This is a genomic window from Kitasatospora sp. NPDC041988 (assembly GCF_055588525.1).
Genome location: NZ_JBVJCO010000013.1, coordinates 150,289 through 169,989, shown reverse-complemented (window position 1 = coordinate 169,989; position 19,701 = coordinate 150,289). Strand labels below are relative to the sequence as shown.

Below are 19,701 nucleotides of genomic sequence, written 5' to 3'. Positions count from 1 at the left end.
TCCTCCCCGAGCCTCCCCCCCCTCCACCCCACCCCCCCCCACACCCCCCCCCACCCGCCGACACCCCCCCCCCCCCCCCCCCCCCCCCTCCCCCCCCCCCCCCCCCCTGCCCCCCCCCCCCCCCCCCCCCCCCCCCCCCCCCCGCCCCGCCCGGCGCGCGGAGGGTTCAGTGCGCAGAGGGTTCAGTGCGCGGAGTGCTTCTCCGCGCCGCGGTGGCGGTGGCCCTTCAGTTCGGCGTGCATCGCCGGGGCGGAGTGCATGGCCGCCACCTCGGCGTCGCGCCCACCGTGCCGGAAGGCGGAGCCGGCGGCGGCAGTGGCCGCGGGTGGCGCGTTGGTGCGCAGCCGTGGTGGCAGCGACCTGGGGCTCATCGCCATGCCCCGGCGTTCCAGCAGCTCCTGGGTGCCCCGGCGGAGCTTGTGGGTGCTGCTCGGCATCGACTTGGTCATCGTCGGCCTCCCTTCGGCGGTCACCGGCCGAACAAGCGTCGGCCGGGAGGACCGCACGGGCGTTATGTCCGGATTTTAGCCGCCCTACACCTAGGTCGTCCTGCCACCTCGCCCACTCCGGAACCTCAGGGGCACGGCCCGGAGCCCCTCAGCCCATGACCTCGTGGACGTAGCACCAGCGCCAGTCCTCCCCCGGCTCGTACGAGCGGATCACCGGGTGGGAGCTGTTGTGGAAGTGCGCGGTGGCGTGCCGCTGCGGCGAGAAGTCGCAGCAGCCGATGTGGCCGCAGTCCAGGCAGACCCGCAGGTGCACCCAGTCCCGGCGCCCCTGGGCCAGGCAGTCGGCGCAGCCGTCCGCCGGCGGGAGGGGCTCGATGTCCCGGGGTGCCGCGGTGAGGTCTTCGCAGGCGCTCATGCACGCAGGGTAGTGACGGCCGCCCCGGCCCACCGCCCAAGACACGCCCCGCAGGTCGGACCTGCCCCCGGGTCAGTCCGCGGCGGCCGGGGCGTCCCGCGCCGGGGCGCTCTCGGCCGGGGCGTCCCGCGCCGTCCAGCTCGCCAGCAGGGCCAGCTTCTGCGCGGTCGGCGAGCCCGGCGGGGCGGTGTAGACGACCAGCAACTGGTCGGGGGAGCCGTTGACGGCCAGCGTCTCGTAGCCGAAGTCGAGTCCGCCGACCAGCCGATGGTGGATCAGCTTGACCCCGTGGGTCTTCTGCTTCACCTGGTGGTCCGCCCACAGCCGCCGGAACTCCTCGCTGCGCACCGACAGTTCGCCCACCAGCGCGGCCAGCCGGGCGTCCTCCGGGTACCGGCCGGCGTCCAGCCGCAGGTAGGCGACGGTCTCGGCCGCCACCGCCTCCCACTGCGGGTAGAACTCCCGGGCGGCCGGGTCGAGGAAGGCGTGGCGGGCCGCGTTGACCTCGCCGGACGAACGTGCGGTGAAGCCGTTCACCGCGTCGCCGAGGTCGTTCCAGGCCAGCACGTCCATCCGGCGGCCGAGCACGAAGGCCGGCACCCCGGGCATCAGGTCCAGCAGCAGCCGGGTGCCCTCCCGCACCTGCTGGCGGCCGCGCGGCGACGCGGCCGGCCGGGGCGGGCGGGCCAGCGACCGCAGGTGCGCGGCCTCCACCTCGTCCAGCCCCAGCACCCGCGCCACCGCGTCCAGCACCGCGTCCGAGGCGCTGCCGCCGCGGCCCTGCTCCAGCCGGACGTAGTAGTCGACGCTGACCCCGGCGAGCTGGGCCACCTCCTCGCGGCGCAGCCCCTGCACGCGGCGGCGGCCGTGCGAGGGCAGGCCCACCTCCTCGGGCCGGATCCGGGCACGGCGCGAGCGGAGGAAGTCCCCGACGGTGTTCTCCATGCCCGGCAGCGTAGACCGGGAGGGCCGCCGTGAGGGTGGTACCGGCTTTCCCAGGAACGGCTTTCCCAGGAACGGACTTCCCAGGTTGCGCTTTCCCGGGTTGCGCTTTCCCGGGCACGGCTTTCCCAGGTGCGGCGCAGCCCTGGGTGGCCGGCCGCGAGGCGCGCAGAGTGGTCCCCGTCAGCCCCGCCAGCCCCGACGGAACCACCCAGGAGCGCCCGATGAACCACCCCGCCCTCGCCACCCGCACCGCCGTCGTCACCGGAGCCGCCAGCGGCATGGGCGAGGCCACCGCCCGTCTGCTCGCCACCGGCGGCGCCCGGGTCGCGCTGCTGGCCCGCCGCACCGAGCGGCTGGACGCGCTGGCCGCCGAGATCACCGCCGCCGGCGGCCGGGCGATCGCCGTCACCACCGACATCACCGACCAGGCCTCGGTGGACGCCGCCGCCAAGGCCGTCCACGACGCGTACGGCCCGGTCGACCTGGTGGTCAACAACGCGGGCGTGATGCTGCCCAACCCCCTCGGCGACGGCCGGATCGACGAGTGGACCCGCATGATCGACACCAACCTCACCGGCGCGCTGCGGATCGTCCGCGCCTTCACCGCCGACCTCACCGCGGCCGCCGCCGAGGGCCGGACCGCCGACCTCGTCAACGTCTCCTCGATCGCCTCGCACATCGTCTTCCCCGACTACGCCGTCTACGGCGCCACCAAGGCCGCGCTCACCCAGCTCTCCGCCGCGCTCCGCAGCGAGCTGGGCCCGCGCGACGTCCGGGTCAGCGCGATCGAGCCCGGGCTGACCGACACCGAGCTGGGCGGGCACATCGACAACCCGGTGCTGCGCGAGCAGCTCGGCGGGATGTTCGCCGCGATCCCCGCGCTGACCTCCGAGGACATCGCCGACCTGATCGGCTACACCGTCACCCGGCCCCGGCACGTCAACCTGCGCCACCTGGTCGCCCTGCCGACCCGGCAGGCCTGACGAGGGCCGCCCGCCCGGGTTCCCCGGCGGGCCCGGAAGGCGCCATGGGAGCATGCCAACCGTGGCGGTTGTAACGGGGGGAACAGACAGCGACACCGGCGGTGCCCGGGCGGGCGGCATACCGGGACAGGCAGGCCCCGGTATGCCGCCGGACATACCGGACACCTCCGACCCTGCCGACGGTCCCGGCCCGCACTCCTCCGGCCCCGATTTCTCCGGCCCAGGGCGCAAAGGATCGGCGGGCACCGGATCGGCTCGCGTCGGCGCGGCGGGCACCGGCCGGATCCGTCAGCCGGTCGCGCTGATCCGGCTCCTCGTCGGCCTCACCGCGTTCACCCTCACCCTGCTGCTCGCCGAGTACGCCCGCTCCACGACCAGCGGCATCGCCTCCGACGTCGCCCAGGCCGTCCTGCTGGTGCCGCTCCCGCTCCCCGCGATCGCCGGCGGGCTCTCCACCGCGGCCCTGCTGCTCGTCCCGGCGTACTCGGCGGTCCGCCGGCTCCTGGGCCCGGCACCCGACCGCCGGCGCACCCTCCAGCACCTCTCCGACGGGCTGCTCGCCGCCGTCCTCGCCTACGGGGTCTCGCTCGCCCTGGACCTCTGGATCGACGGGGCCGCCCCGCGCTCACTGCTGACCGCCCTCACCCTGCCGCTGCCCGCCGACGGCCTCGCCTACTCCGGGCCCGGCCACAGCTACCTGGCCCACACCGAACCGGTCTACGGCTACCTCGCCCCGGTCCTCGCCTTCCTCACCGCCTCCGGCGCCCGCGAACGCAGGGTCCCCCGGGTCCTCCTCGCCGTCTCCGGCCTCGCCGGGCTGGCCGCCGGGTACGCCACCCCGACCGCGGTGCTGCTCGGCCTGCTGATCGGCTGGACCACCGCCCACGGCACCCTCTACGCCGTCGGCGCCCCCGACCCCCGGCCCCGGCCCGCCCGGCTCCTGCGCAGCCTGCGCGAGGCGGGGCTGCGCCCGGTCACCGCCCGGCCCGCCGGCCCCGACCGCTACCTGGTCCGCCAGGAGGCCGGCCGCCCCGACCTCGACGTCCAGCTGCTCGACCGGCAGGCCGTCACCGCCGCCCTGGTCCAGCGCGTCTGGCGCCGGCTGCGGCTGCGCACCGCCCCGCACCCGCGGGCCCTGCGCTCGCTGCGCACCGGGCTGGAGCACGAGGCCCTGGTCTCGTACGCGGCCGTCGCCGCTGGTGTCCGGACCCGCCGGATCGCCGTCACCGTCGAGCTCGGCCGCGACACCGCCCTGGTCGCCTACGAGTATCTGCCCGGCCGCACCCTGGACCGGCTCGCCGACGACGAACTGACCGACGCGCTGCTCACCGACGCCTGGACCCAGCTCTCGCTCCTCCAGCGCCGGGAGATCTCCCACCGCGCGCTCGTCCCCTCCGCCCTGCTGGTGGACGAGGCCGGCGCGGTGCACCTGGTCGACCTCGCGGACGGCGACATCGCGGCGAGCGAACTCGTCCTGCAGTGCGACATCGCCCAGCTGCTCACCACCCTCGCCCTGCGCACCGGCGCCGAGCGGGCCGTGCGCAGCGCGGTGACCGTCCTCGGCCCGGACGCCGTCGGCGCGGCCCTCCCGCTGCTCCAGCCCATCGCGCTCGCCCGCACCACCCGCACCGCCCTCAAACGCGCCGCGGCCGCCCGGCGCGCCGCCGCCGGTCCGGCCGGGCCCGGGGCCACGGCGGCCCCCACCACCGCTCCCGCGGCACCGCCCGTCGAGTTGCTGGACGCCATCCGCGCCGAGGTTCTCCGGACCAGGCCGCAGGCGCCGGTGCGGGCGGTCCGGCTGGAGCGGCTGCGCCCCCGCACCCTGCTGGCCGTCGGCGGCGGCGTGGTGGCCGGGTGGCTGCTGCTGCCCCAGCTGTTCGCGAGCGAGCAGAACCCGATCGCCACCATGGCCGACGCCGACCCGCTCTGGCTGGTGCTCGCCCTGCTGGCCGCGGCGGCCAGCCACTTCACGGCCGCGATGGGCTTCGTCGGCTTCGTCCCCGAGCGGCTGAACTTCCGCCACGCCGTCCTCGCCCAGCTCGCCGGCTCCTTCGTGAAGCTGGTCTCGCCCGGCGGCGTCGGCGGGGTGGCCCTGAACACGCGTTTTCTCCAGCGGGCCGGCCTCCCGACCGCCCAGGCGCTGTCCAGCGTCGGTGTGTGCCAGCTCTTCGGCCTGGTGCTGCACCTGTTGCAGCTGGGCGCCTTCGTCTACCTGCTGGGCCTCGAACCGGGCGGGTCCGAGCTGGACGCGCTGCCGGCCGTGGTGAGCGGCCTGGCCGGGGCCGCGGTGCTGCTGGCCGGGGTCTCCGCCGTGCCGCCGGCCCGGCGGTGGCTGACCGCCCGGCTCCGCCCACTGACCTCCGAGGTGCTGCCCCGGCTGCTGGAGCTGCTGCGCAGCCCCCAGCGGCTGGCCGTGGGCATCGCCGGCCAGCTGCTGGTCTCACTCTGCCTGGTGGCGTGCCTGTACTGCTGCGCGCGGGCGGTCGGCCGGGAACCGGCCTTCGCCTCGGTGGCGGTGGTCTTCCTGATCGGCAACGCGGTCGGCAACGCGGCGCCGACCCCGGGCGGGGCCGGCGCCGTGGACAGCGCGCTGGTGACGCTGATGGAGCACACCGCGTCGATGGAGGAGGGCGGCGCGCTGGCCGCCGTCGCGCTCTTCCGCCTGCTGACCCTGGTCCTGCCGGTGCTGCCGGGCTGGGCGGCGTTCGCCTGGCTCCAGCGGCGCGGCGCACTCTAGCCGCCTACCCCCCGGCACGCGCCTACTCCCGGTACTCGTCCTCGTCGAGCTGGACGATCCTGCTCTGTTCCGCGACGTCGGCGACCTCGGTGGCCGGGTCGGCGCCGAGGGCGCGGCGCTCGGCCAGCTCGTCGTACTCGTCGCCCTCCTCGGCCTCGTCGTCCGGCTCCACCGCCTCGGCGACCTCGTCCAGGTAGTCCTCGTGATTCTGCGGCATGGCATCCGTCCTCGCTGCTCGGAGGCTCCCACGGGCCCGCCCCGGGTACTCGAAGTATCCGTCGGCGGCCGCCCGGGCGCGATGCGCCGCCCACCCCCCGGCGTGTTGCCGGAGCCGCCGCGACGGTCCGGACGGCGCGGAGCGCACGGTCCCGGCAGCAGGGCCCCTTTTCCCGTGCTGCCGGCGCCCGGGCCGCCGGGGGTACGATCAATGCCGTACCAGCAGGGCTTACCCACACCCACCCGGTGGCCCCGAAGCCTTACGAACGACGGGGAAATCATGTCCGGCTCGCACTACTTCACCGGTGCACCCGAGGTCGCCAGCGAGCGCCGTCCGATCACGGTCACCCTGCCGGACCTCACCCTGGAACTGACCACCGACGCCGGGGTGTTCTCCCGCAACCGGCTGGATCCGGGCACCCGGGTCCTGCTGGAGCACGCCCCGCCGCCGCGGGTCCGCGGCCCGATCCTGGACGTCGGCTGCGGCTACGGCCCGATCACCCTGACCTGGGCGAGCCGGCGCAAGCGGCTGCCGGTCTGGGGCGTGGACGTGAACACCCGCGCGCTGGAGCTGGTCCGGCTGAACGCGGAGTCGCTCGGGCTGGGCAATGTGCAGGCGTCGCTGCCGGAGGACGTCCCCGAGGACCTGCGGTTCGCGGCGATCTACTCCAACCCGCCGATCCGGATCGGCAAGGCCGCCCTGCGCCGGCTGCTGCACCAGTGGCTCGGCCGGCTGACCCCGGACGGCTCGGCGTTCCTGGTGGTGCAGAAGAACCTGGGCTCGGACTCGCTGCAGAAGTGGCTGAACGACCAGGGCTACCCGACCGGCCGGGTCACCTCGGTCAACGGGTTCCGGATTCTGGAAGCGCGGCCCCGCCCCGAGGGTGCGGGCCCCGAGAGTGGACGAGGTACGACGTCGTGAAGCAGCTCCGCGGGACCGAACTGAAGCGGCTGCACCGCCAGTGGCGGCGCAGCAACGAGTTCCGGCTCGCGCTGATCCTGGAGAACCTCCAGTCGCCGTTCAACGTCGGCTCGGTGGTCCGGACCGCCGCCGCGATGGGCGCCGAGAAGCTGTACCTGACCGGCGACACCCCGTCGGTGCGCTCGTCCGGCGCGCAGAAGGCCGCGATGGGCACCGACAAGTACCTCAAGGTGGAGCACTTCCCCACCGTCGCCGAGGCGGTCGCCTCCGCCAAGGCGGACGGCTACAAGGTGGTCGGCCTGGAGCTGGCGGACGAGGCGGTGCCGATGTTCGCCGCCGAGCTGACCCCGGCGGTCGCCTTCGTGCTGGGCCACGAGGACCGCGGGATCACCCCCGACGCGCTGGCCCTCTGCGACCAGGTGGTCTTCGTCCCGCAGCTGGGCCGGGTCGGCTCGCTGAACGTCTCCGCCGCCGCGACGGTGGCCTGCTACGAGGCGCGCCGCCAGGGGTACGCGATCAGCGGCACCCCGGACGGCAGCGACGCGGGCGGCCTGGACCTCGACGACGAGTGACCCCCCGGGGTGCGTAACGCTCGGGGTACGTGACCTCCGGGCGGGAGGGGCTGACGGGCCCCTCCCGCCTTCCGGGCTCAGACCTCGACCAGCACCTTGCCCCGGTTGGCCTCGCGGTCCACGTAGAGGCTGCGGTAGGCCTGCGGGATCGCGTCGAAGCCCTTGTGCACGGTCTGGTGGTAGCGGATCTCGCCGCGCCGGACCAGCCCGCCGAGGTCCTCGTGCATCGCGGCCAGCTCCGGCTCGTTGAACAGCCGGTGCTGCTCCAGGCCGGCGAAGACGTGGTTGAGCACGCCGAGCCGGACGTCGACATTGGCGTGCACGAAGTACCCCTGGGCGACCACGAACAGGCCGGCCACGAACACCGCCTCCGCCGAGAATCCCGCCAGCGCGAGCGAGAGCTGGACGGCGCCCTGGGAGACCAGCACATCGATGATGTGGTTGACCTTGACCCCGTTGTTGGCGACGTTGACCTTCTCGGGCGCATGATGCACCCCGTGCAGCCGCCAGAGCCAGGGGTTGCTGTGGCTCCAGCGGTGCATCAGGTAGTTGGCCAGCGAGCCGATCAGCAGGGCAGCCGGGATCTCCACCCAGAGCGGCAGCGTCGGATGGGGCGGTGCCAGCCACCCGACCGCGGCCGTCACCGGCAGCTGCGCCAACGCCCCGCCGATCATCGTCAGGACGAAGTAGACGCCGTACCAGCCCCATTCGGTGAGGTTCGGCTGCCATTCGGATTCGTACGGAATCAGCCGCTCCAGAACCATCAGACAGCCGATGGTGCCGAGCAGGAAGCGCTGGCTCGTCCGCCCGAGATCCCAGCGCCAGCGCAGGGCCGCGACCGATATCGACACAACGGTGACCAGCAGGGTCGGATAGGCGACATGACGCAGCACGGCGCGCAGCGTCCTACTCACGGCTACCCCCTTCGCGGCCCAGCACCGAGTGATCACCGAAAGCAATCGTTCCGATACTAACGGTAGCCGGAAGCCGATGCGAGGGATTTTAGGGAAGAATCCCAAGCGTCAAAATTTGTCGGATAATAGGTAGGCAAACTATTGGCCAGAATGGCGAAGGATACGAGCAAATACCTTCGCTTATCGGATGAGCAGCCCCGCCCGTTTGACGCTGCGGATCACCGGTGCCGTCTCCAGCGCGCCGACCCCGTCCAGTCCGCCCAGCCGGTCCGTCAGGTAGCCGTAGAACGCCTCGATGTCCCGGCAGACCAGGCCCGCCACCAGATTGGTCGGCCCGGTGGTCGCGGCGGCGAAGCCCACCTCGGGGTGGTCCGCCACCGCCTGGGCCACGGCCGTCAGGCGGCCCGGAGCCACCGTCAGCCAGCAGAACGCCTCGATCTCGAAGCCGAGCCGCCGGGGCTCCACGTCCACGTCGAAATAGAGCAGTCCCGACCGGGTCAGCGCGGCCAGTCGGCGCCGCACCGTCGCCTCCGACCCCCCGGTCCGGGCCGCCAGTTCGGCGAGCGGCGCCCGCCCGTCCTCCGCCAGCGCCGCCAGCAGCCCGCGGTCCAGCTCGTCCGGCACCACCGGCACGGCCGGAACCACCGAGGCCTCCGCGCCGTCCCCGTCCGCGGCCCGCGAGGCGCAGCGCAGCCTGGCCACCTGTGCGGCGGTCAGCGCCGAGGTGCGCCCGCTCCACGCCGCCGTCCCGCCGACGAAGGTCCGCAGCAGGTAGTGCGCGCTGACCGAGAGCACCCGGGGCGTCCGCGGCAGCTTGCCCAGCAGCAGCTCCTCCCGGTCCGGCCGGGCCGGGGAGCGGGTGTTGCAGACGATCTCGCCGCCGCCCGAGAGCAGACTCACCCAGGAGGTCTCCGGCCGGCGGGCCAGCGCCTCCGCGATCGCCGCCGCCGCGTCCGGCACACAGCGGACCCGGGTCAGCCAGTCGACCTCGCCGAGCATCCGGGCCCTGGTCCGCCCCACCACCCGCAGGACGCCGTCGGCGCGCAGCCGGTGGTAGCGGCGGGCCACGGTCTGGTCGGACACTCCGAGGACCTCGGCGAGACGCCGGTACGGCGCCCGGCCGTCCACGTGCAGGGCGTGCAGCAGCGCACGGTCAAGATCGTCCAGCGTCACGATTTCCACCAGCCGGACGCTACCTGGTGTCGAGATCCGTCGAATCGGCACCGGTACCCGGCGCGGCCTCGCGCCCCGGGCTCAGAGTGGCGGAGCCCCGGCCGCCCTGGCCGGGCACCGGAACAAGGAGTACGGGGATGCGGAAGTGGTGGCCGCTGGTCGCGGTCAGCCTGGGGGTCTTCATGCTGCTGACCGACGTCAGCATCGTGATCGTGGCGCTGCCGGACATGGGCACCGCACTGGGCATGGACTTCGCCGGCCTGCAGTGGGTGCTGGACGGCTACGCGCTCGCGCTGGCCGCCCTGATGCTCGGCCTCGGCGCGCTGGCCGACCGGCACGGGCGCCGCCGGGTCTACCTCACCGGGCTGGTCGTCTTCGCGCTGGCCTCGCTGGCCTGCGGACTGGCCCCGAACGGCCCGGTGCTGGTCGCCGCCCGGGTGGTCCAGGCGGCCGGCGGCGCGGCGATGTTCGCCACCGCGATGGCCCTGCTCAACCTCGCCTACCGGGGCCGCGACCGGGCCGTCGCCTTCGGGGTCTGGGGCGCCGTCAGCGGCGCCGCGGCCGCCATCGGGCCGATCGCCGGCGGGCTGCTGACGGAGTACCTGGGCTGGCGGTCGATCTTCCTGGTCAACCTGCCCATCAGCGTCGCCGCCGTCGCGCTCACCCTGCGCACCCTGCCCGAGTCCCGCGACCCCGCCGCCCGCCGGACCGACCTGCCCGGCGCCGGCGCCTTCACCGTCGCGGCCGGTGCGCTCGTCCTGGTGCTGGTCCGCGGCGGCGCCGACGGCTGGACCTCGACGCCGGTCCTCGCCCTCGCCGCGCTCGCCGTCGTCGCCCTCGCGGCGTTCCTGCTGATCGAGGCGCGCAGCCCGCACCCGCTGCTGGACCTCGCGCTGTTCCGCCGCCCGACCTTCACCGGTGTGATGCTCTGCGGGCTGGTCTACTCCGCCGCCGCGTTCTCCTACCTCCCCTACACCTCGCTCTGGCTGCAGGCGGTGCTCGGCCAGGGCCCGCTGGCCGCCGGGCTCACCATGCTGCCGATGAGCGCCGTCGCCTTCGTCGTCTCCGCCGTGGCCGGCCGCCGGCTGGCCACCCTGCCGGCCGCACTCCCGCTCGCCGGCGGCCTCGCCGTGATCGGCGCCGGTGCCCTCCTCCAGTGCACCCTGGACGGCTCCTCCGGGTGGACGGCCCTGCTGCCGGGCCTGGCCCTGACCGGCCTCGGCGTCGGTGCGGTCAGCCCCGTCCTGGCCGCGAGCGCGATGTCCGCCGTCCCGCCCGAGCGCGGTGGCATGGCCGGCGGCGCGCTCAACACCTTCCGCCAGCTGGGCCAGGCCCTCGGCATCGCGGTCTTCGGCCTGATCCTGGACGACGGGCTGCGCACCACCCTGGCCGGCCGCCCCGGCGTCACCGACCCGGCCGCCGCCGCCCGCGCCCTGAGCACCGGCCAGACCCCGGCCGGCACCCCGGAGTCCCTGATCCGGACGGCCTTCGCCACCGCACTGGACCACACGATGCTGGTCGCGGCCCTCACCGCGCTGGCGGGTGCGGCCGTGGTCGCCGTCCTGCTGCGCCCCACCGCCAACCGCCCGGCGGACACTCCCCCGCCGGCCGGCCCGGAACCGGCCACGAGGCAGCACCAGACGGCCTGAGCCCCCCACCCCCCACTCCACCCGGTGCAGGCCGAAGCCCCCCGAGCGTCCGGCTGCACCCGGATCTCCTCGTGCGACACGGGCCGGAGGCGGCATGCCGCCTCCGGCCCTGACGTTTCATCCCGCCCAACCGACCGGTGACACCGCCGTGCTGCTGCTTCTCCTCGCGGCTCGCTACGAAGCCCGGGGGCTCGATGGGTGCGGGGCGCGGTAACCGTCGGGCTGACCGAGATCCGCGCAGAGGCGGGCCAGCTCGTGCTCGAACAGCGCCTCACTGTTGGGCAGCGCGAAGGTCAGGTGGCCGAGGACATCCAGGCAGATCAGACCGTGCAGCCGGGCCCAGCCGCCGAGCATGACGACGATCGCCCCGGCCGGGAGGTCGAGGCTCCGCTCGCTCCGCAGCACCTCCAGCTGCTGCCGCAGTTCTGCGGAGAGCTGCGCATCGGTGGGGATCGGGAACGGGCCGCGTTGCCAGAGGTCGATCATCAGGGCCGCGAAGGTCGAGCCGAAGACCCAGCCCGCGTTCTGCATCGCATCGTCGTGGGCAATTCGGGTACTCAGTGGGGAGGCGCCCAGAATCAGGGCGAATTCATGACGATTCGCCATCGACCAGTGCCGCAGTGCCCTGGCACCGCCCAGCAGACGGACCAGCGGTTCGTCGGAGCCGGCCGCAGACTCGGCGCCGGTGCGAACGGCCTGTGCAGCCTCGGCAAAGATATCGCTGCGCAATGCCTTGACCACGTCCTCATGGGAATCGAAGTAGCGGTATACCCCGGGGGCGGTCATCCCCATCTCGCGGGCGATGGCACGAACGGTGACGGCGGCCTCGCCCTCCCCAGCGAGCAAGTCGCGGGCCACCGACTTGATCTCGGTGATGGCCGCCAGGCGGTAGCGCTCCCGCCGGGTCGGACGGGCGACGCTCGCTGGACTGGTCGCCATGGCGACTCCGTTCTGCCCGCGCAATTGGTTCCCGCGTGAGCCTAGTTGGCAATTGCCAAAGTAACCGGGGATAACGCAGCGACGGTTCACCGATCGGATGAACACGGTCAAGTGCCTCTGCCACAGTTGTGTGACGACGCACGGTGATGGTTGACAGCAGATCCGGGTTGGCCCGTATAGTAAACACTAGTAGCCGAAGTGATAGTACTGTCACGCAAGTTACTAGTCGACAGTTACACCTTGCAGCTGATAACAGGGGTTCGCGACGCTGCGAGAGATCGGGGAGAGGTCGACCATTCTACGGGGGATTCGTGGAGATCGCCGCACCATCCGAGTTGGTTACGAAATGCCTGGCTGGGGATCAGGCTGCCTGGAGTCAGCTCGTTGACCGTTACACACCGCTGGTCTTCGCCATTGCGCGAGGGCACCGACTCAGTCCGGCGGACTGCGAGGATGTTGTCCAGACAACATGGCTGAGGGCCGTTCAGTACCTGGGGAAGCTGCACTCCCCCGACCGGATCGCCCAGTGGATCGCGACCTCGGCTCGTCGCGAGAGCCTCAAGCACCTGGAGAAGCGCGGGCGCAGCGTGCCGGTCGGCGAGCCGGCCGTCTTCGATCGGCCGGAGCCGAGCGACAACCACCCGGAGGAGCGTGTCCTCGCCAGTGAACGGGACGACGAAGTCCTGTTGGCGTTCTGCGAGTTGGCACCACGCTGCCAAATGTTGCTGAGCCTGCTGGTGACCGATCCACCCACGCCGTACGACGAGATCAGCGCCACCCTCGGCATGGCCCGAGGCTCGATCGGCCCCATTCGGTCCCGCTGCCTGGCCCATCTTGAGCGGATCATGAAGCAACGGGCCGGGCAGTCCGCCGAGGACGCCCGACTCGTACAGACGGTCCGGGAGACAGGCCTGCAGGTCTTCGCCATGCGGCAGACCGGCTAGCCGCACCGCCTCGGGTGGCCCTGGTGACATCGGGCCACCCGAGGCGATCCCCAGTCCGCTGGGAATTACTGCGAATCCTGAGAGTCTGCTGGGAATTCAGTGGCCGGCTGATCCTCGGTTGCACACGCAGCATCGAGCTGCTCCGCGATCACCAGCTTGACCTTGGCGGTCAGGTCGGCAGGCATCGGACCGATGGCACTCCTGAGCCTTTCCAGCCCTTGCTCCGAGTCGCTCAACCTCGCCTCCCACGCAGTAGTTTATGAGTCAATGACTACTCAGTAGGATAGAGGTCCAGGCCTGTCCCGGCAAGAACGGACGGGCCGAACTCCACCGTATTCATAGTTTCTTTAAACGCGGCGACAGCGGCGGACAGGCGCCGCCACTCGCCGGCCGCGTAGTGCGGGACGTCGGGCAGCACCGCACGGGAGAACCCGGCCAGCACCCGCCCCGGTCCGACCTCCGCCAGCGCGGTGACCCCGTACGCGGGCAGCTGACGCAACGTCGCGGTCCAGCGGACCGGACCGGCGAGTTGGCGGCGCAGCCGCTCGCGGGCCTGGTCCCCGGTGTGGACCTGCTCGGCGGTGACATTGGCGAACACCGGGATCTGCGGGTCGCGAAACTCCACCGCGTCCAGCGCGCTCGCGAACTCCTGCTCCACCTCGGCCATCAGGCTGCAGTGGAACGGCGCACCGACCTCCAGACGGACGACCTTGGTGGCGCCCGCATCCTTTGCCGCGGCCATCACCTGCTCAACCGCCGCACGGGTGCCGGAAACCACCTGCTGGGCGGGCTCGTTGTCGTTGGCGACCTCCACCACACCCGAGCCCTGCTCCCGGGCCCGCGCGCACAACTCCTCGGCCTGTCCGGCGGACAGGCCGATCAGCGCGGCCATCGCACCGGGCGTGTGCTTGTTGACGGCGGCCATCAGCTCACCGCGCCGGCGGACCAGGCGCAGCGCGTCGGTCCACTCCAGCACGCCCGCGCAGACCAGCGCGGTGTACTCGCCGAGGCTGTGCCCGGCGGTGACCGCGGGCCGGACGCCGTGCGCGCGGAGCACGTCCAGCGCCACCAGAGAGGTCAGGAAGACCGTCGGCTGAGTGAGTTCGGTCTGTCGCAGCTGCTCGGCCGAGCCTTCCCAGCAGATCGCGGCGAGCGGCAGGCCGAGCAGCTCTTCGGCGGGTCGGTAGTACCGATCCACCAAGTGGGGGAAGCGCTCGGCCAGGTCACGGCCCATTCCGGGCCGCTGCGACCCCTGCCCGGGGAACAGGAAGGCAACGGCGGTCATTTCGCTCCTCATGGGTGATGCGGCGGATTGGGGGGTGGAGGCAGAACCGGGGGCCGACCTCGCGGTCAGCCCCCGGTTCGTGGGGTAGGCACTGCGCGATGTCCCGCCGGGCTCAGACCGACGGGCCGAGAAGTGCCTGGTTCAGGCGTGCGAACTGCCCGCGGTAGTAGAGCAGCGGGTCGTCGCTGGGCGAGGAGGTCAACTCGTGGACGCGACCGAGGAAGATCGTGTGATCGCCCCCGGGGATCTCCCGTTCGACCTGGCAGCCGAACTGGGCGATGGCCTCGGACAGTACCGGGATGTCGCGCCAGCCCGGCCGGTGGAGGATGCCCGCAAGGGCCTGCTCGCCCGCAGGGCGGCCGGACTTGGCGAACCTGGCGGCCGGATCGGTCTGACGCTGGTGCAGGACGTTGACCACGAAAGCGCCCGCAGCGGAGATCGCGGTGGCGGTCCTGGAACCCCGGGTGAGGCAGACCAGCAGCAGCGGCGGCGCCAGGGAGACCGAGGTCAACGAGTTGACCGTGGTGGCGAAGGGGCCGCCGGGACCATCGGTGGTGACCACCGCGACCCCGGTCGCGAACATCCCCATCGCCCGCCGGAAGGAGGGCTCATCCGGCTGTGCGGGCGGGCAGGTCGGCTGGCCTGCCGTGGCGAGCGTGGACATCAGCGGACCGGGGCCTGGGCGGTCCAGTCCACGACCACCCCTGCGTAGATCCACTTGGTACTCTCCACGCCGACCAGCATCAGCCGGTCACCGGGCTTGACCTGGCCGGCCCGCCAGGCGGCGTCCAGAAAGAGCGGCACTGCCGCGCAGCCGACCGCGCCCATGGTGGACAGGCTGTCGAAGATCTTGCCGTCCAGCGCCTTCCACTCGGTGGTGTCGAGGCCGAGCTCGTGCAGCGAGTCGAGCATCCACCCGACATTGCCCTCCGGGACCAGGCACAGGTCGACCGATTCCACTGGCACCCGGCTGCTGGTCAGCGTGTCGTGGATCGCCTCGGTGACCATGACCGGGGTGAAGTCGCCGGCGCCGACCACGTCGACCCGGAGGTCGACCAGTCGCTTGGCCTTGAGCTGCTCGTGGATCGGGGCGTGGGTGCCACCGCCCACCGAGTGGATGCCCGGCTTGCGGTCGCCGCCGATGGCCTTGGTGGCGCCGGCGTGCAAGCCGCCCTCACCCCCCTCGGCCCGCAGCACGATGGCTCCCGCGCCGTCACCGAACATGTAGACCGGCATCCGGTCCCGCATCCGGATCCGGTTGGGGTCCTGTCCCAGGAAGACCGGGGCGAGCACCGGCGAGATCGCCTCGCTGCCGATCACCAGGGCCGTGCGGTAGGTGCCGGCCTGCAGGTAGAGCCGTGCGATGTCCAGGCCCTGGACGACTCCGGCCCCACCCGAGCGCAGCTCCATGGTCGCGCAGCGGACCAGGCCGAGCCGCTCCTGCACCATGTTGACCACGCCCGGCAGCGGGTAGTCCGGAGTCCCGGTGGCGAGCACCAGGAGATCGATCTCGGCGGCCTCCAGGCCCGCCGCGTCCAGCGCCCGGACAGCCGCCTTGTAGGCCATGTCCGAGTTGTTCTCCCGGTGCTCGCCGGTGGCCGGGTCGATCAGCCAGTACCGCTGCTCGATCGAGAGCCCTTCGAGCACCTCGTCGGGCAGTGGCCCGACCAGGCGGGTGATCTCTTCGGTCGGGATCGGGTCACCGGGCTGGTAACCGCCGGTCCCGATGATGCGGATCGAGGTCACGCGGTCGCTCCTTCGGTTCGCTGCAGGTCGCGGGGGGCCAGGAAGAGGTCAGGAAGACACCGGCTGGGACGCCTTGGTGGCGACCAGCTGGACCAGGTTGCCGACCGTGAACAGGCTCATCACCTGGGTGGCCTTGAGCCGGCCGGTGAGCTCCTCGACGTCGATCTGCGGCATCACGGTCTTGAGCTGGGCCAGCGCCCGCTCGGTGACGATCTCGTTCTCGTCGCCGAACTCCTCCTCCGGGATGCCGCCCTGGACGTACTCAGCCAGCTCGGCGGCCTGGATCTTGATGCCGAGGCCGCGCTCGATCCGGAACAGGATGTCCAGCAGGTCGATCGACTCGGCACCGAGGTCGTCCAGCAGGGTCGCCTCGTCCACGACCTCGTCCGGCTCGGCGGCCAGCGCGTCGGCGACGGCGGCGTGGACTGCTTCGGTGATCTGGGTCAGAGACATGAGAAGTGCTCCATCGCTTGTTTTCGGGGTGTCTGGTAGTACAGATCCGTCGTCGGTGCGGCGGGATACACCGTCAGGGACGGCCGAGGCCCAGTGCGGTCATCGCGCCGCCGTCGACGTTGACCAGCGCGCCGGTCATGTACGCGGACTCAGGGCCGGCCAGGAACCGCACCACCTCGGCGATCTGCTCCACCGGGCCGAAACGGCGCATCGGGATCTGCTTCTTGATGGACCGTCCGGTCTCGCCTTCGGTCAGCCCGGCGACCAGCTCGGTGGGCGAGAAGCCGGGCAGCACCGCGTTGACCCGTATTCCGAACCGGGCGGACTCCATCGCGCAGCAGCGGGTGAAGGCGTTCACCGCCCCCTTGGAGGCCGCGTAGTTGGACTCGCCGATCCAGCCGCGCTCCCCCATCACCGAGGAGACGTTGACGATCACGCCCGCGCCCTTGGCCATGAAGTGCGGCAAGGCCGCCTTGGTGCAGTGGAAGACGCCGCCGAAGTTCACCCGCATGGTGTCCAGCCAGTCGTCCGGACCCATGTGGTAGATCAGCGCGTCCTGGGCGATCCCGGCGTTGTTGACCAGGATGTCCAGGCCGCCGAGTTCCTCGACGGTCCGGGCCGTCATCGCCTCGGCGTCCTGGTGCTCGGCCACGTCGCCGGCCACCGCGATGGCCCGGCCGCCGGCCGCCTCGATCTCGCGCACCAGCTCCTTGGCCGGCCCTTCGGAGGTGCGGTAGTTGACCGCCACGGCCGCGCCGTCGGCGGCCAGCGCCCGGCAAACCGCAGCGCCGATCCCGCGCGATCCGCCTGTCACCAGGGCGACTTGTCCGGTCAGCTTCACCAGTGGGTTCCTTCCGTCTCATTGCTCTGTGCGGGGTCCGGCAGGGCTGCGCGGACCGCCAGGGTGACGTGTGTGCCGCCCAGCGAGGAGCTGTTGACCAGCACGGGGGCGCCGTCACCGGTGTGCAGCGCGAGCGCCGTGGCGAGCGCGCCACCGACGCCCATCGGCTCACCGAGCACGGCCTTGGGGGAATGCAGCCTGAGCTGCGTGCCGCCGGCCGTCAGCTGGTACACCGCTGCTGCCTCCGCCCGGTCGGCCGAGGCCAGGCCGGCGGCGGAGAGCCAGAGGTCACGCACCTCGTCCAGGGCCAGGCCGGCGTCCCGCAGGGCAGCCCGCATGGCCCGCTCCATCCCGTCGCCGCGCGGGTCCCAGACCCGGGCCCGGCTGGCGTCCGAGGCGATTCCGTGACCCAGGATCGTGCCCAGGATCCGGGCGCCGCGCGCCTCGGCCGCGGAGCGGCGCTCCAGCACCAGCGACACACTGCCCTCGGCCAGCAGGAACCTGCCGTCCGGTGCGCTGCCCACCGAGCGGGTGGTGGCCGCGCCGATCGCGGCGTAGGCCCGCGCCACCTGGGCGGTGAGCGCGTCGGTGGCGGTCACCACCAGGGCCTCGGCCCGGTCGGCCGCCAGCAGGTCGGCGGCGTAGCCGAGCGCTGCCGCGCCGGTGGCGTGGCCGACCGAGACCGTCGACGTGGGACCGCGCAGGCCCAGATGAAGGGCCATCTGACCGGCCGCCTGGTTGTAGACGGTGTTCGGGAACATCGCCGGATCGGCCGCGGCCGGTCCGTCACTGAGCACCGGCACGGTGAACCGTTCCATCGCCTCCATCGGCCCGATGCCGGTGCCGAAGACCACACCGACTGCTGCGGCCGGCCCGCTGCCGGGCTCGATCCCGGCATCGGCCAGCGCCTTGGCGGTGGCCACCACGCTGAGCACACCGAGCCGGTCCATCCGCCGCCGCTCCTTGCGGCTCAGGTACGGCTCCGGGTCAAGGTCGACCCGGCCCACCCGAACCCCGGACTCCACGTCGACCGGCTCGGTCAGCCCGCTGATCTGCTGCCATGCCGCTGCGACACCGTCACCGGCCGGGCTGAGCACGGAGATGCCGGTGACAACCACCTCATCGCGGTGCGGCGCCGGTGGGCGCAGGCCGGAGCCCGGCCGGGTCAGCAGCAGGGCCGCGTTGGCCCCGCCGAAGGCGAAGTTGTTGGACAGGGCCGCCTGGGCCGTGATCGGTCGCGCATTGCCCGGGACGTAGTCCAGCGGGCAGTCCGGGTCGGGCACCCGGTAGCCGGCTGTGGGCGGCGCGGTCTGCGCGGCCAGCGCGTTGGCGGTCACGATGGCCTCCACCGCCCCGGCGGCGCCCAACAGATGGCCGATCACCGACTTGGTGCTGCTGACCGGGATCCGGGCGGCCTCCTCGTCGCCGAGCGCGTTGCGGATGGCGTTGCTCTCGGCCGCGTCGTTCTTCGGGGTGCCGGTGCCGTGCCCGTTGATGTAGCCGATATCGGCGGCGGCCAGCCCGGTGTGGCGCAGTGCGGCGCGGATCGCCCTTGCCGCTCCCGAACCGTCCGGGCGCGGGGCCGTCACATGGTATCCGTCTGCGGAGAGCCCATAGCCGGCTACCTCGGCCAGCACGGTCAGTCCGTGCTGCTCGGCCAGGTCGGAGCGGACCAGCACGACCATGCCGCTGCCCTCACCCAGCGAGAGCCCCTGCCGATCGGCCGAATACGGCTGGGCCGGCTCCGGCGCGAGCGACTCCAAGGAGTTGAAACCGGCCAGCACCACGTCGGAGAGCGCGTCGGTGCCGCCGGCCAGCATGGCGTCGGCCCGGCCGAGACGGAGCTGGTCGGCCGCCCAGCCGATCGCGTTGGCGCCGGAGGCGCAGGCGGTGTTGACCGTGGTGACCGGGCCGCGCAGCCGCAGCGCGGCGGCCACCGCCTCGGCCAGCGCCTGCGGGGTGACCAAGGTCAGCAGCCGGGGATCCGGCTCGCCCAGGGCCTGCTGAGCCAGCCATTCCCGGGCCGAGAGCAGCCCGGCGTTGCAGGTGCCGAGGACCATGCCGAACCGCTCCGGGGCGATCAGGCCCGGCGGCAGGGCCGCCAGCGCCTGCTCGGCGGCGACCAGCGCGAGCTCGATGGCCCGCTCCCGGAAGCCGTTCGGACGGTGGTGATTGCCGGGCCGCTGGACCGGGACGGTGACCTCGCCGGCCAGCTTGGTGCTCAGCCCATCGGTGGACAGGGCCTGGATCGGCTGGATCGCGACCTGACCGGCCCGGGCACCCTCCCACAGCGCATCGGCCCCCGCGCCGAACGCGGTCACGGCCCCGGCGGCGACGATCGCCACGCCGGCCTCGAAGCAGTCCGGCGTCGTGGACGACTCAGGCATCGCTCGTCTCTCCTCTCCTGCAGGTTCGGTGGGCCGCCGGCTGGGCCGCCCTGCGATGGCGGCCCGGACGGCTGCCCCGGCTGTGCTGCGAGGCCGCGGCCAGCGGGTTCCAACCGATCGCGGACAGCGTC

19 protein-coding genes are annotated in these 19,701 nt (G+C 72.9%); 6 read left to right on the top strand and 13 right to left on the bottom strand.

The window, feature by feature from the left end:
* Nucleotides 1-182: 182 nt before the first annotated feature.
* The 3 genes from ACZ6NC_RS16065 to ACZ6NC_RS16055 all read right to left on the bottom strand — a co-directional run bounded on the left by ACZ6NC_RS16065 (nucleotide 183) and on the right by ACZ6NC_RS16055 (nucleotide 1,809).
* Complete coding sequence (locus ACZ6NC_RS16065) at nucleotides 183-449, bottom strand: hypothetical protein (RefSeq protein WP_465733057.1); 267 nt, start codon at nucleotides 447-449, stop codon at nucleotides 183-185.
* Between the two features lie 148 nt (nucleotides 450-597).
* The gene (locus ACZ6NC_RS16060) at nucleotides 598-864 is read right to left on the bottom strand and encodes a UBP-type zinc finger domain-containing protein (RefSeq protein ID WP_465733055.1); all 267 of its coding nucleotides are present in this window, start codon (nucleotides 862-864) and stop codon (nucleotides 598-600) included.
* A gap of 72 nt (nucleotides 865-936) precedes the next feature.
* Entirely contained in the window at nucleotides 937-1,809 is an 873-nt protein-coding gene (locus ACZ6NC_RS16055) for a helix-turn-helix transcriptional regulator (RefSeq protein WP_465733053.1), read from the bottom strand.
* A 221-nt stretch (nucleotides 1,810-2,030) separates the two neighbouring features.
* Between ACZ6NC_RS16055 and ACZ6NC_RS16050 the strand changes: the two genes are divergently transcribed.
* Together ACZ6NC_RS16050 and ACZ6NC_RS16045 are read left to right on the top strand one after the other, a co-directional pair.
* Nucleotides 2,031-2,792 carry an SDR family oxidoreductase gene (locus ACZ6NC_RS16050; protein WP_465733051.1) on the top strand — a complete coding sequence of 254 codons (762 nt, stop codon included), beginning with the start codon at nucleotides 2,031-2,033 and terminating at the stop codon, nucleotides 2,790-2,792.
* Between the two features lie 142 nt (nucleotides 2,793-2,934).
* The gene (locus ACZ6NC_RS16045) at nucleotides 2,935-5,529 is read left to right on the top strand and encodes a lysylphosphatidylglycerol synthase domain-containing protein (protein ID WP_465733049.1); all 2,595 of its coding nucleotides are present in this window, start codon (nucleotides 2,935-2,937) and stop codon (nucleotides 5,527-5,529) included.
* Nucleotides 5,530-5,551: 22 nt separating this feature from the next.
* On the opposite strand, the gene ACZ6NC_RS16040 is transcribed toward ACZ6NC_RS16045, so the two are convergent.
* The gene (locus tag ACZ6NC_RS16040) at nucleotides 5,552-5,746 is read right to left on the bottom strand and encodes a hypothetical protein (RefSeq protein ID WP_465733047.1); all 195 of its coding nucleotides are present in this window, start codon (nucleotides 5,744-5,746) and stop codon (nucleotides 5,552-5,554) included.
* 279 nt (nucleotides 5,747-6,025) lie between these two features.
* On the opposite strand from ACZ6NC_RS16040, the gene ACZ6NC_RS16035 reads away from it, so the two are divergent.
* Together ACZ6NC_RS16035 and ACZ6NC_RS16030 are read left to right on the top strand one after the other, a co-directional pair.
* The gene (locus tag ACZ6NC_RS16035) at nucleotides 6,026-6,667 is read left to right on the top strand and encodes a class I SAM-dependent methyltransferase (RefSeq protein ID WP_396322017.1); all 642 of its coding nucleotides are present in this window, start codon (nucleotides 6,026-6,028) and stop codon (nucleotides 6,665-6,667) included.
* The gene (locus ACZ6NC_RS16030; RefSeq protein ID WP_148644107.1) at nucleotides 6,664-7,239 is read left to right on the top strand and encodes a TrmH family RNA methyltransferase; all 576 of its coding nucleotides are present in this window, start codon (nucleotides 6,664-6,666) and stop codon (nucleotides 7,237-7,239) included. The genes ACZ6NC_RS16035 and ACZ6NC_RS16030 overlap by 4 nt, the downstream gene beginning before the upstream one ends.
* A gap of 77 nt (nucleotides 7,240-7,316) precedes the next feature.
* Here the strand turns inward: ACZ6NC_RS16030 and ACZ6NC_RS16025 are convergent, their stop codons facing one another.
* Together ACZ6NC_RS16025 and ACZ6NC_RS16020 are read right to left on the bottom strand one after the other, a co-directional pair.
* On the bottom strand, nucleotides 7,317-8,153 hold the full coding sequence (locus ACZ6NC_RS16025) for a sterol desaturase family protein (RefSeq protein WP_465733044.1): 837 nt from the start codon (nucleotides 8,151-8,153) through the stop codon (nucleotides 7,317-7,319).
* A 180-nt stretch (nucleotides 8,154-8,333) separates the two neighbouring features.
* Nucleotides 8,334-9,335, bottom strand: coding sequence for an Lrp/AsnC family transcriptional regulator (locus ACZ6NC_RS16020; protein ID WP_465733042.1), 1,002 nt, complete (start codon nucleotides 9,333-9,335; stop codon nucleotides 8,334-8,336).
* Nucleotides 9,336-9,463: 128 nt separating this feature from the next.
* Between ACZ6NC_RS16020 and ACZ6NC_RS16015 the strand changes: the two genes are divergently transcribed.
* On the top strand, nucleotides 9,464-10,975 hold the full coding sequence (locus ACZ6NC_RS16015) for an MFS transporter (RefSeq protein ID WP_465733040.1): 1,512 nt from the start codon (nucleotides 9,464-9,466) through the stop codon (nucleotides 10,973-10,975).
* Nucleotides 10,976-11,149: 174 nt separating this feature from the next.
* On the opposite strand, the gene ACZ6NC_RS16010 is transcribed toward ACZ6NC_RS16015, so the two are convergent.
* On the bottom strand, nucleotides 11,150-11,914 hold the full coding sequence (locus ACZ6NC_RS16010) for a TetR/AcrR family transcriptional regulator (RefSeq protein WP_465733038.1): 765 nt from the start codon (nucleotides 11,912-11,914) through the stop codon (nucleotides 11,150-11,152).
* 311 nt (nucleotides 11,915-12,225) lie between these two features.
* On the opposite strand from ACZ6NC_RS16010, the gene ACZ6NC_RS16005 reads away from it, so the two are divergent.
* Complete coding sequence (locus ACZ6NC_RS16005; RefSeq protein ID WP_465733036.1) at nucleotides 12,226-12,858, top strand: RNA polymerase sigma factor; 633 nt, start codon at nucleotides 12,226-12,228, stop codon at nucleotides 12,856-12,858.
* Between the two features lie 271 nt (nucleotides 12,859-13,129).
* Here ACZ6NC_RS16005 and fabD read toward each other — a convergent pair whose 3' ends face one another.
* The 6 genes from fabD to ACZ6NC_RS15975 all read right to left on the bottom strand — a co-directional run bounded on the left by fabD (nucleotide 13,130) and on the right by ACZ6NC_RS15975 (nucleotide 19,570).
* Entirely contained in the window at nucleotides 13,130-14,143 is a 1,014-nt protein-coding gene (gene fabD / locus ACZ6NC_RS16000) for an ACP S-malonyltransferase (RefSeq protein WP_465733034.1), read from the bottom strand.
* Nucleotides 14,144-14,255: 112 nt separating this feature from the next.
* Entirely contained in the window at nucleotides 14,256-14,807 is a 552-nt protein-coding gene (locus ACZ6NC_RS15995) for a flavin reductase family protein (protein ID WP_465733032.1), read from the bottom strand.
* Nucleotides 14,807-15,889, bottom strand: coding sequence for a 3-oxoacyl-ACP synthase III family protein (locus tag ACZ6NC_RS15990; RefSeq protein ID WP_465733030.1), 1,083 nt, complete (start codon nucleotides 15,887-15,889; stop codon nucleotides 14,807-14,809). The genes ACZ6NC_RS15995 and ACZ6NC_RS15990 overlap by 1 nt, the downstream gene beginning before the upstream one ends.
* Nucleotides 15,890-15,937: 48 nt before the next feature.
* Complete coding sequence (locus tag ACZ6NC_RS15985) at nucleotides 15,938-16,342, bottom strand: acyl carrier protein (protein WP_465733027.1); 405 nt, start codon at nucleotides 16,340-16,342, stop codon at nucleotides 15,938-15,940.
* Nucleotides 16,343-16,415: 73 nt separating this feature from the next.
* Nucleotides 16,416-17,183, bottom strand: coding sequence for a 3-oxoacyl-ACP reductase family protein (locus ACZ6NC_RS15980; RefSeq protein ID WP_465733025.1), 768 nt, complete (start codon nucleotides 17,181-17,183; stop codon nucleotides 16,416-16,418).
* Nucleotides 17,180-19,570 (bottom strand): beta-ketoacyl synthase N-terminal-like domain-containing protein, encoded by a 2,391-nt coding sequence (locus tag ACZ6NC_RS15975; protein ID WP_465733023.1) that lies wholly within the window; start codon nucleotides 19,568-19,570, stop codon nucleotides 17,180-17,182. The genes ACZ6NC_RS15980 and ACZ6NC_RS15975 overlap by 4 nt, the downstream gene beginning before the upstream one ends.
* Nucleotides 19,571-19,701: the final 131 nt, after the last annotated feature.

Excerpts from the sequence above, each read along its gene's own strand:
- ACZ6NC_RS16065 (WP_465733057.1), bottom strand. The coding sequence starts at position 449 with ATGACCAAGTCGATGCCGAGCAGCACCCACAAGCTCCGCCGGGGCACC.
- ACZ6NC_RS16060 (WP_465733055.1), bottom strand. The coding sequence starts at position 864 with ATGAGCGCCTGCGAAGACCTCACCGCGGCACCCCGGGACATCGAGCCC.
- ACZ6NC_RS16055 (WP_465733053.1), bottom strand. The coding sequence starts at position 1,809 with ATGGAGAACACCGTCGGGGACTTCCTCCGCTCGCGCCGTGCCCGGATC.
- ACZ6NC_RS16050 (WP_465733051.1), top strand. The coding sequence starts at position 2,031 with ATGAACCACCCCGCCCTCGCCACCCGCACCGCCGTCGTCACCGGAGCC.
- ACZ6NC_RS16045 (WP_465733049.1), top strand. The coding sequence starts at position 2,935 with ATGCCGCCGGACATACCGGACACCTCCGACCCTGCCGACGGTCCCGGC.
- ACZ6NC_RS16040 (WP_465733047.1), bottom strand. The coding sequence starts at position 5,746 with ATGCCGCAGAATCACGAGGACTACCTGGACGAGGTCGCCGAGGCGGTG.
- ACZ6NC_RS16035 (WP_396322017.1), top strand. The coding sequence starts at position 6,026 with ATGTCCGGCTCGCACTACTTCACCGGTGCACCCGAGGTCGCCAGCGAG.
- ACZ6NC_RS16015 (WP_465733040.1), top strand. The coding sequence starts at position 9,464 with ATGCGGAAGTGGTGGCCGCTGGTCGCGGTCAGCCTGGGGGTCTTCATG.
- ACZ6NC_RS16010 (WP_465733038.1), bottom strand. The coding sequence starts at position 11,914 with ATGGCGACCAGTCCAGCGAGCGTCGCCCGTCCGACCCGGCGGGAGCGC.
- fabD (WP_465733034.1), bottom strand. The coding sequence starts at position 14,143 with ATGACCGCCGTTGCCTTCCTGTTCCCCGGGCAGGGGTCGCAGCGGCCC.
- ACZ6NC_RS15995 (WP_465733032.1), bottom strand. The coding sequence starts at position 14,807 with ATGTCCACGCTCGCCACGGCAGGCCAGCCGACCTGCCCGCCCGCACAG.
- ACZ6NC_RS15985 (WP_465733027.1), bottom strand. The coding sequence starts at position 16,342 with ATGTCTCTGACCCAGATCACCGAAGCAGTCCACGCCGCCGTCGCCGAC.
- ACZ6NC_RS15975 (WP_465733023.1), bottom strand. The coding sequence starts at position 19,570 with ATGCCTGAGTCGTCCACGACGCCGGACTGCTTCGAGGCCGGCGTGGCG.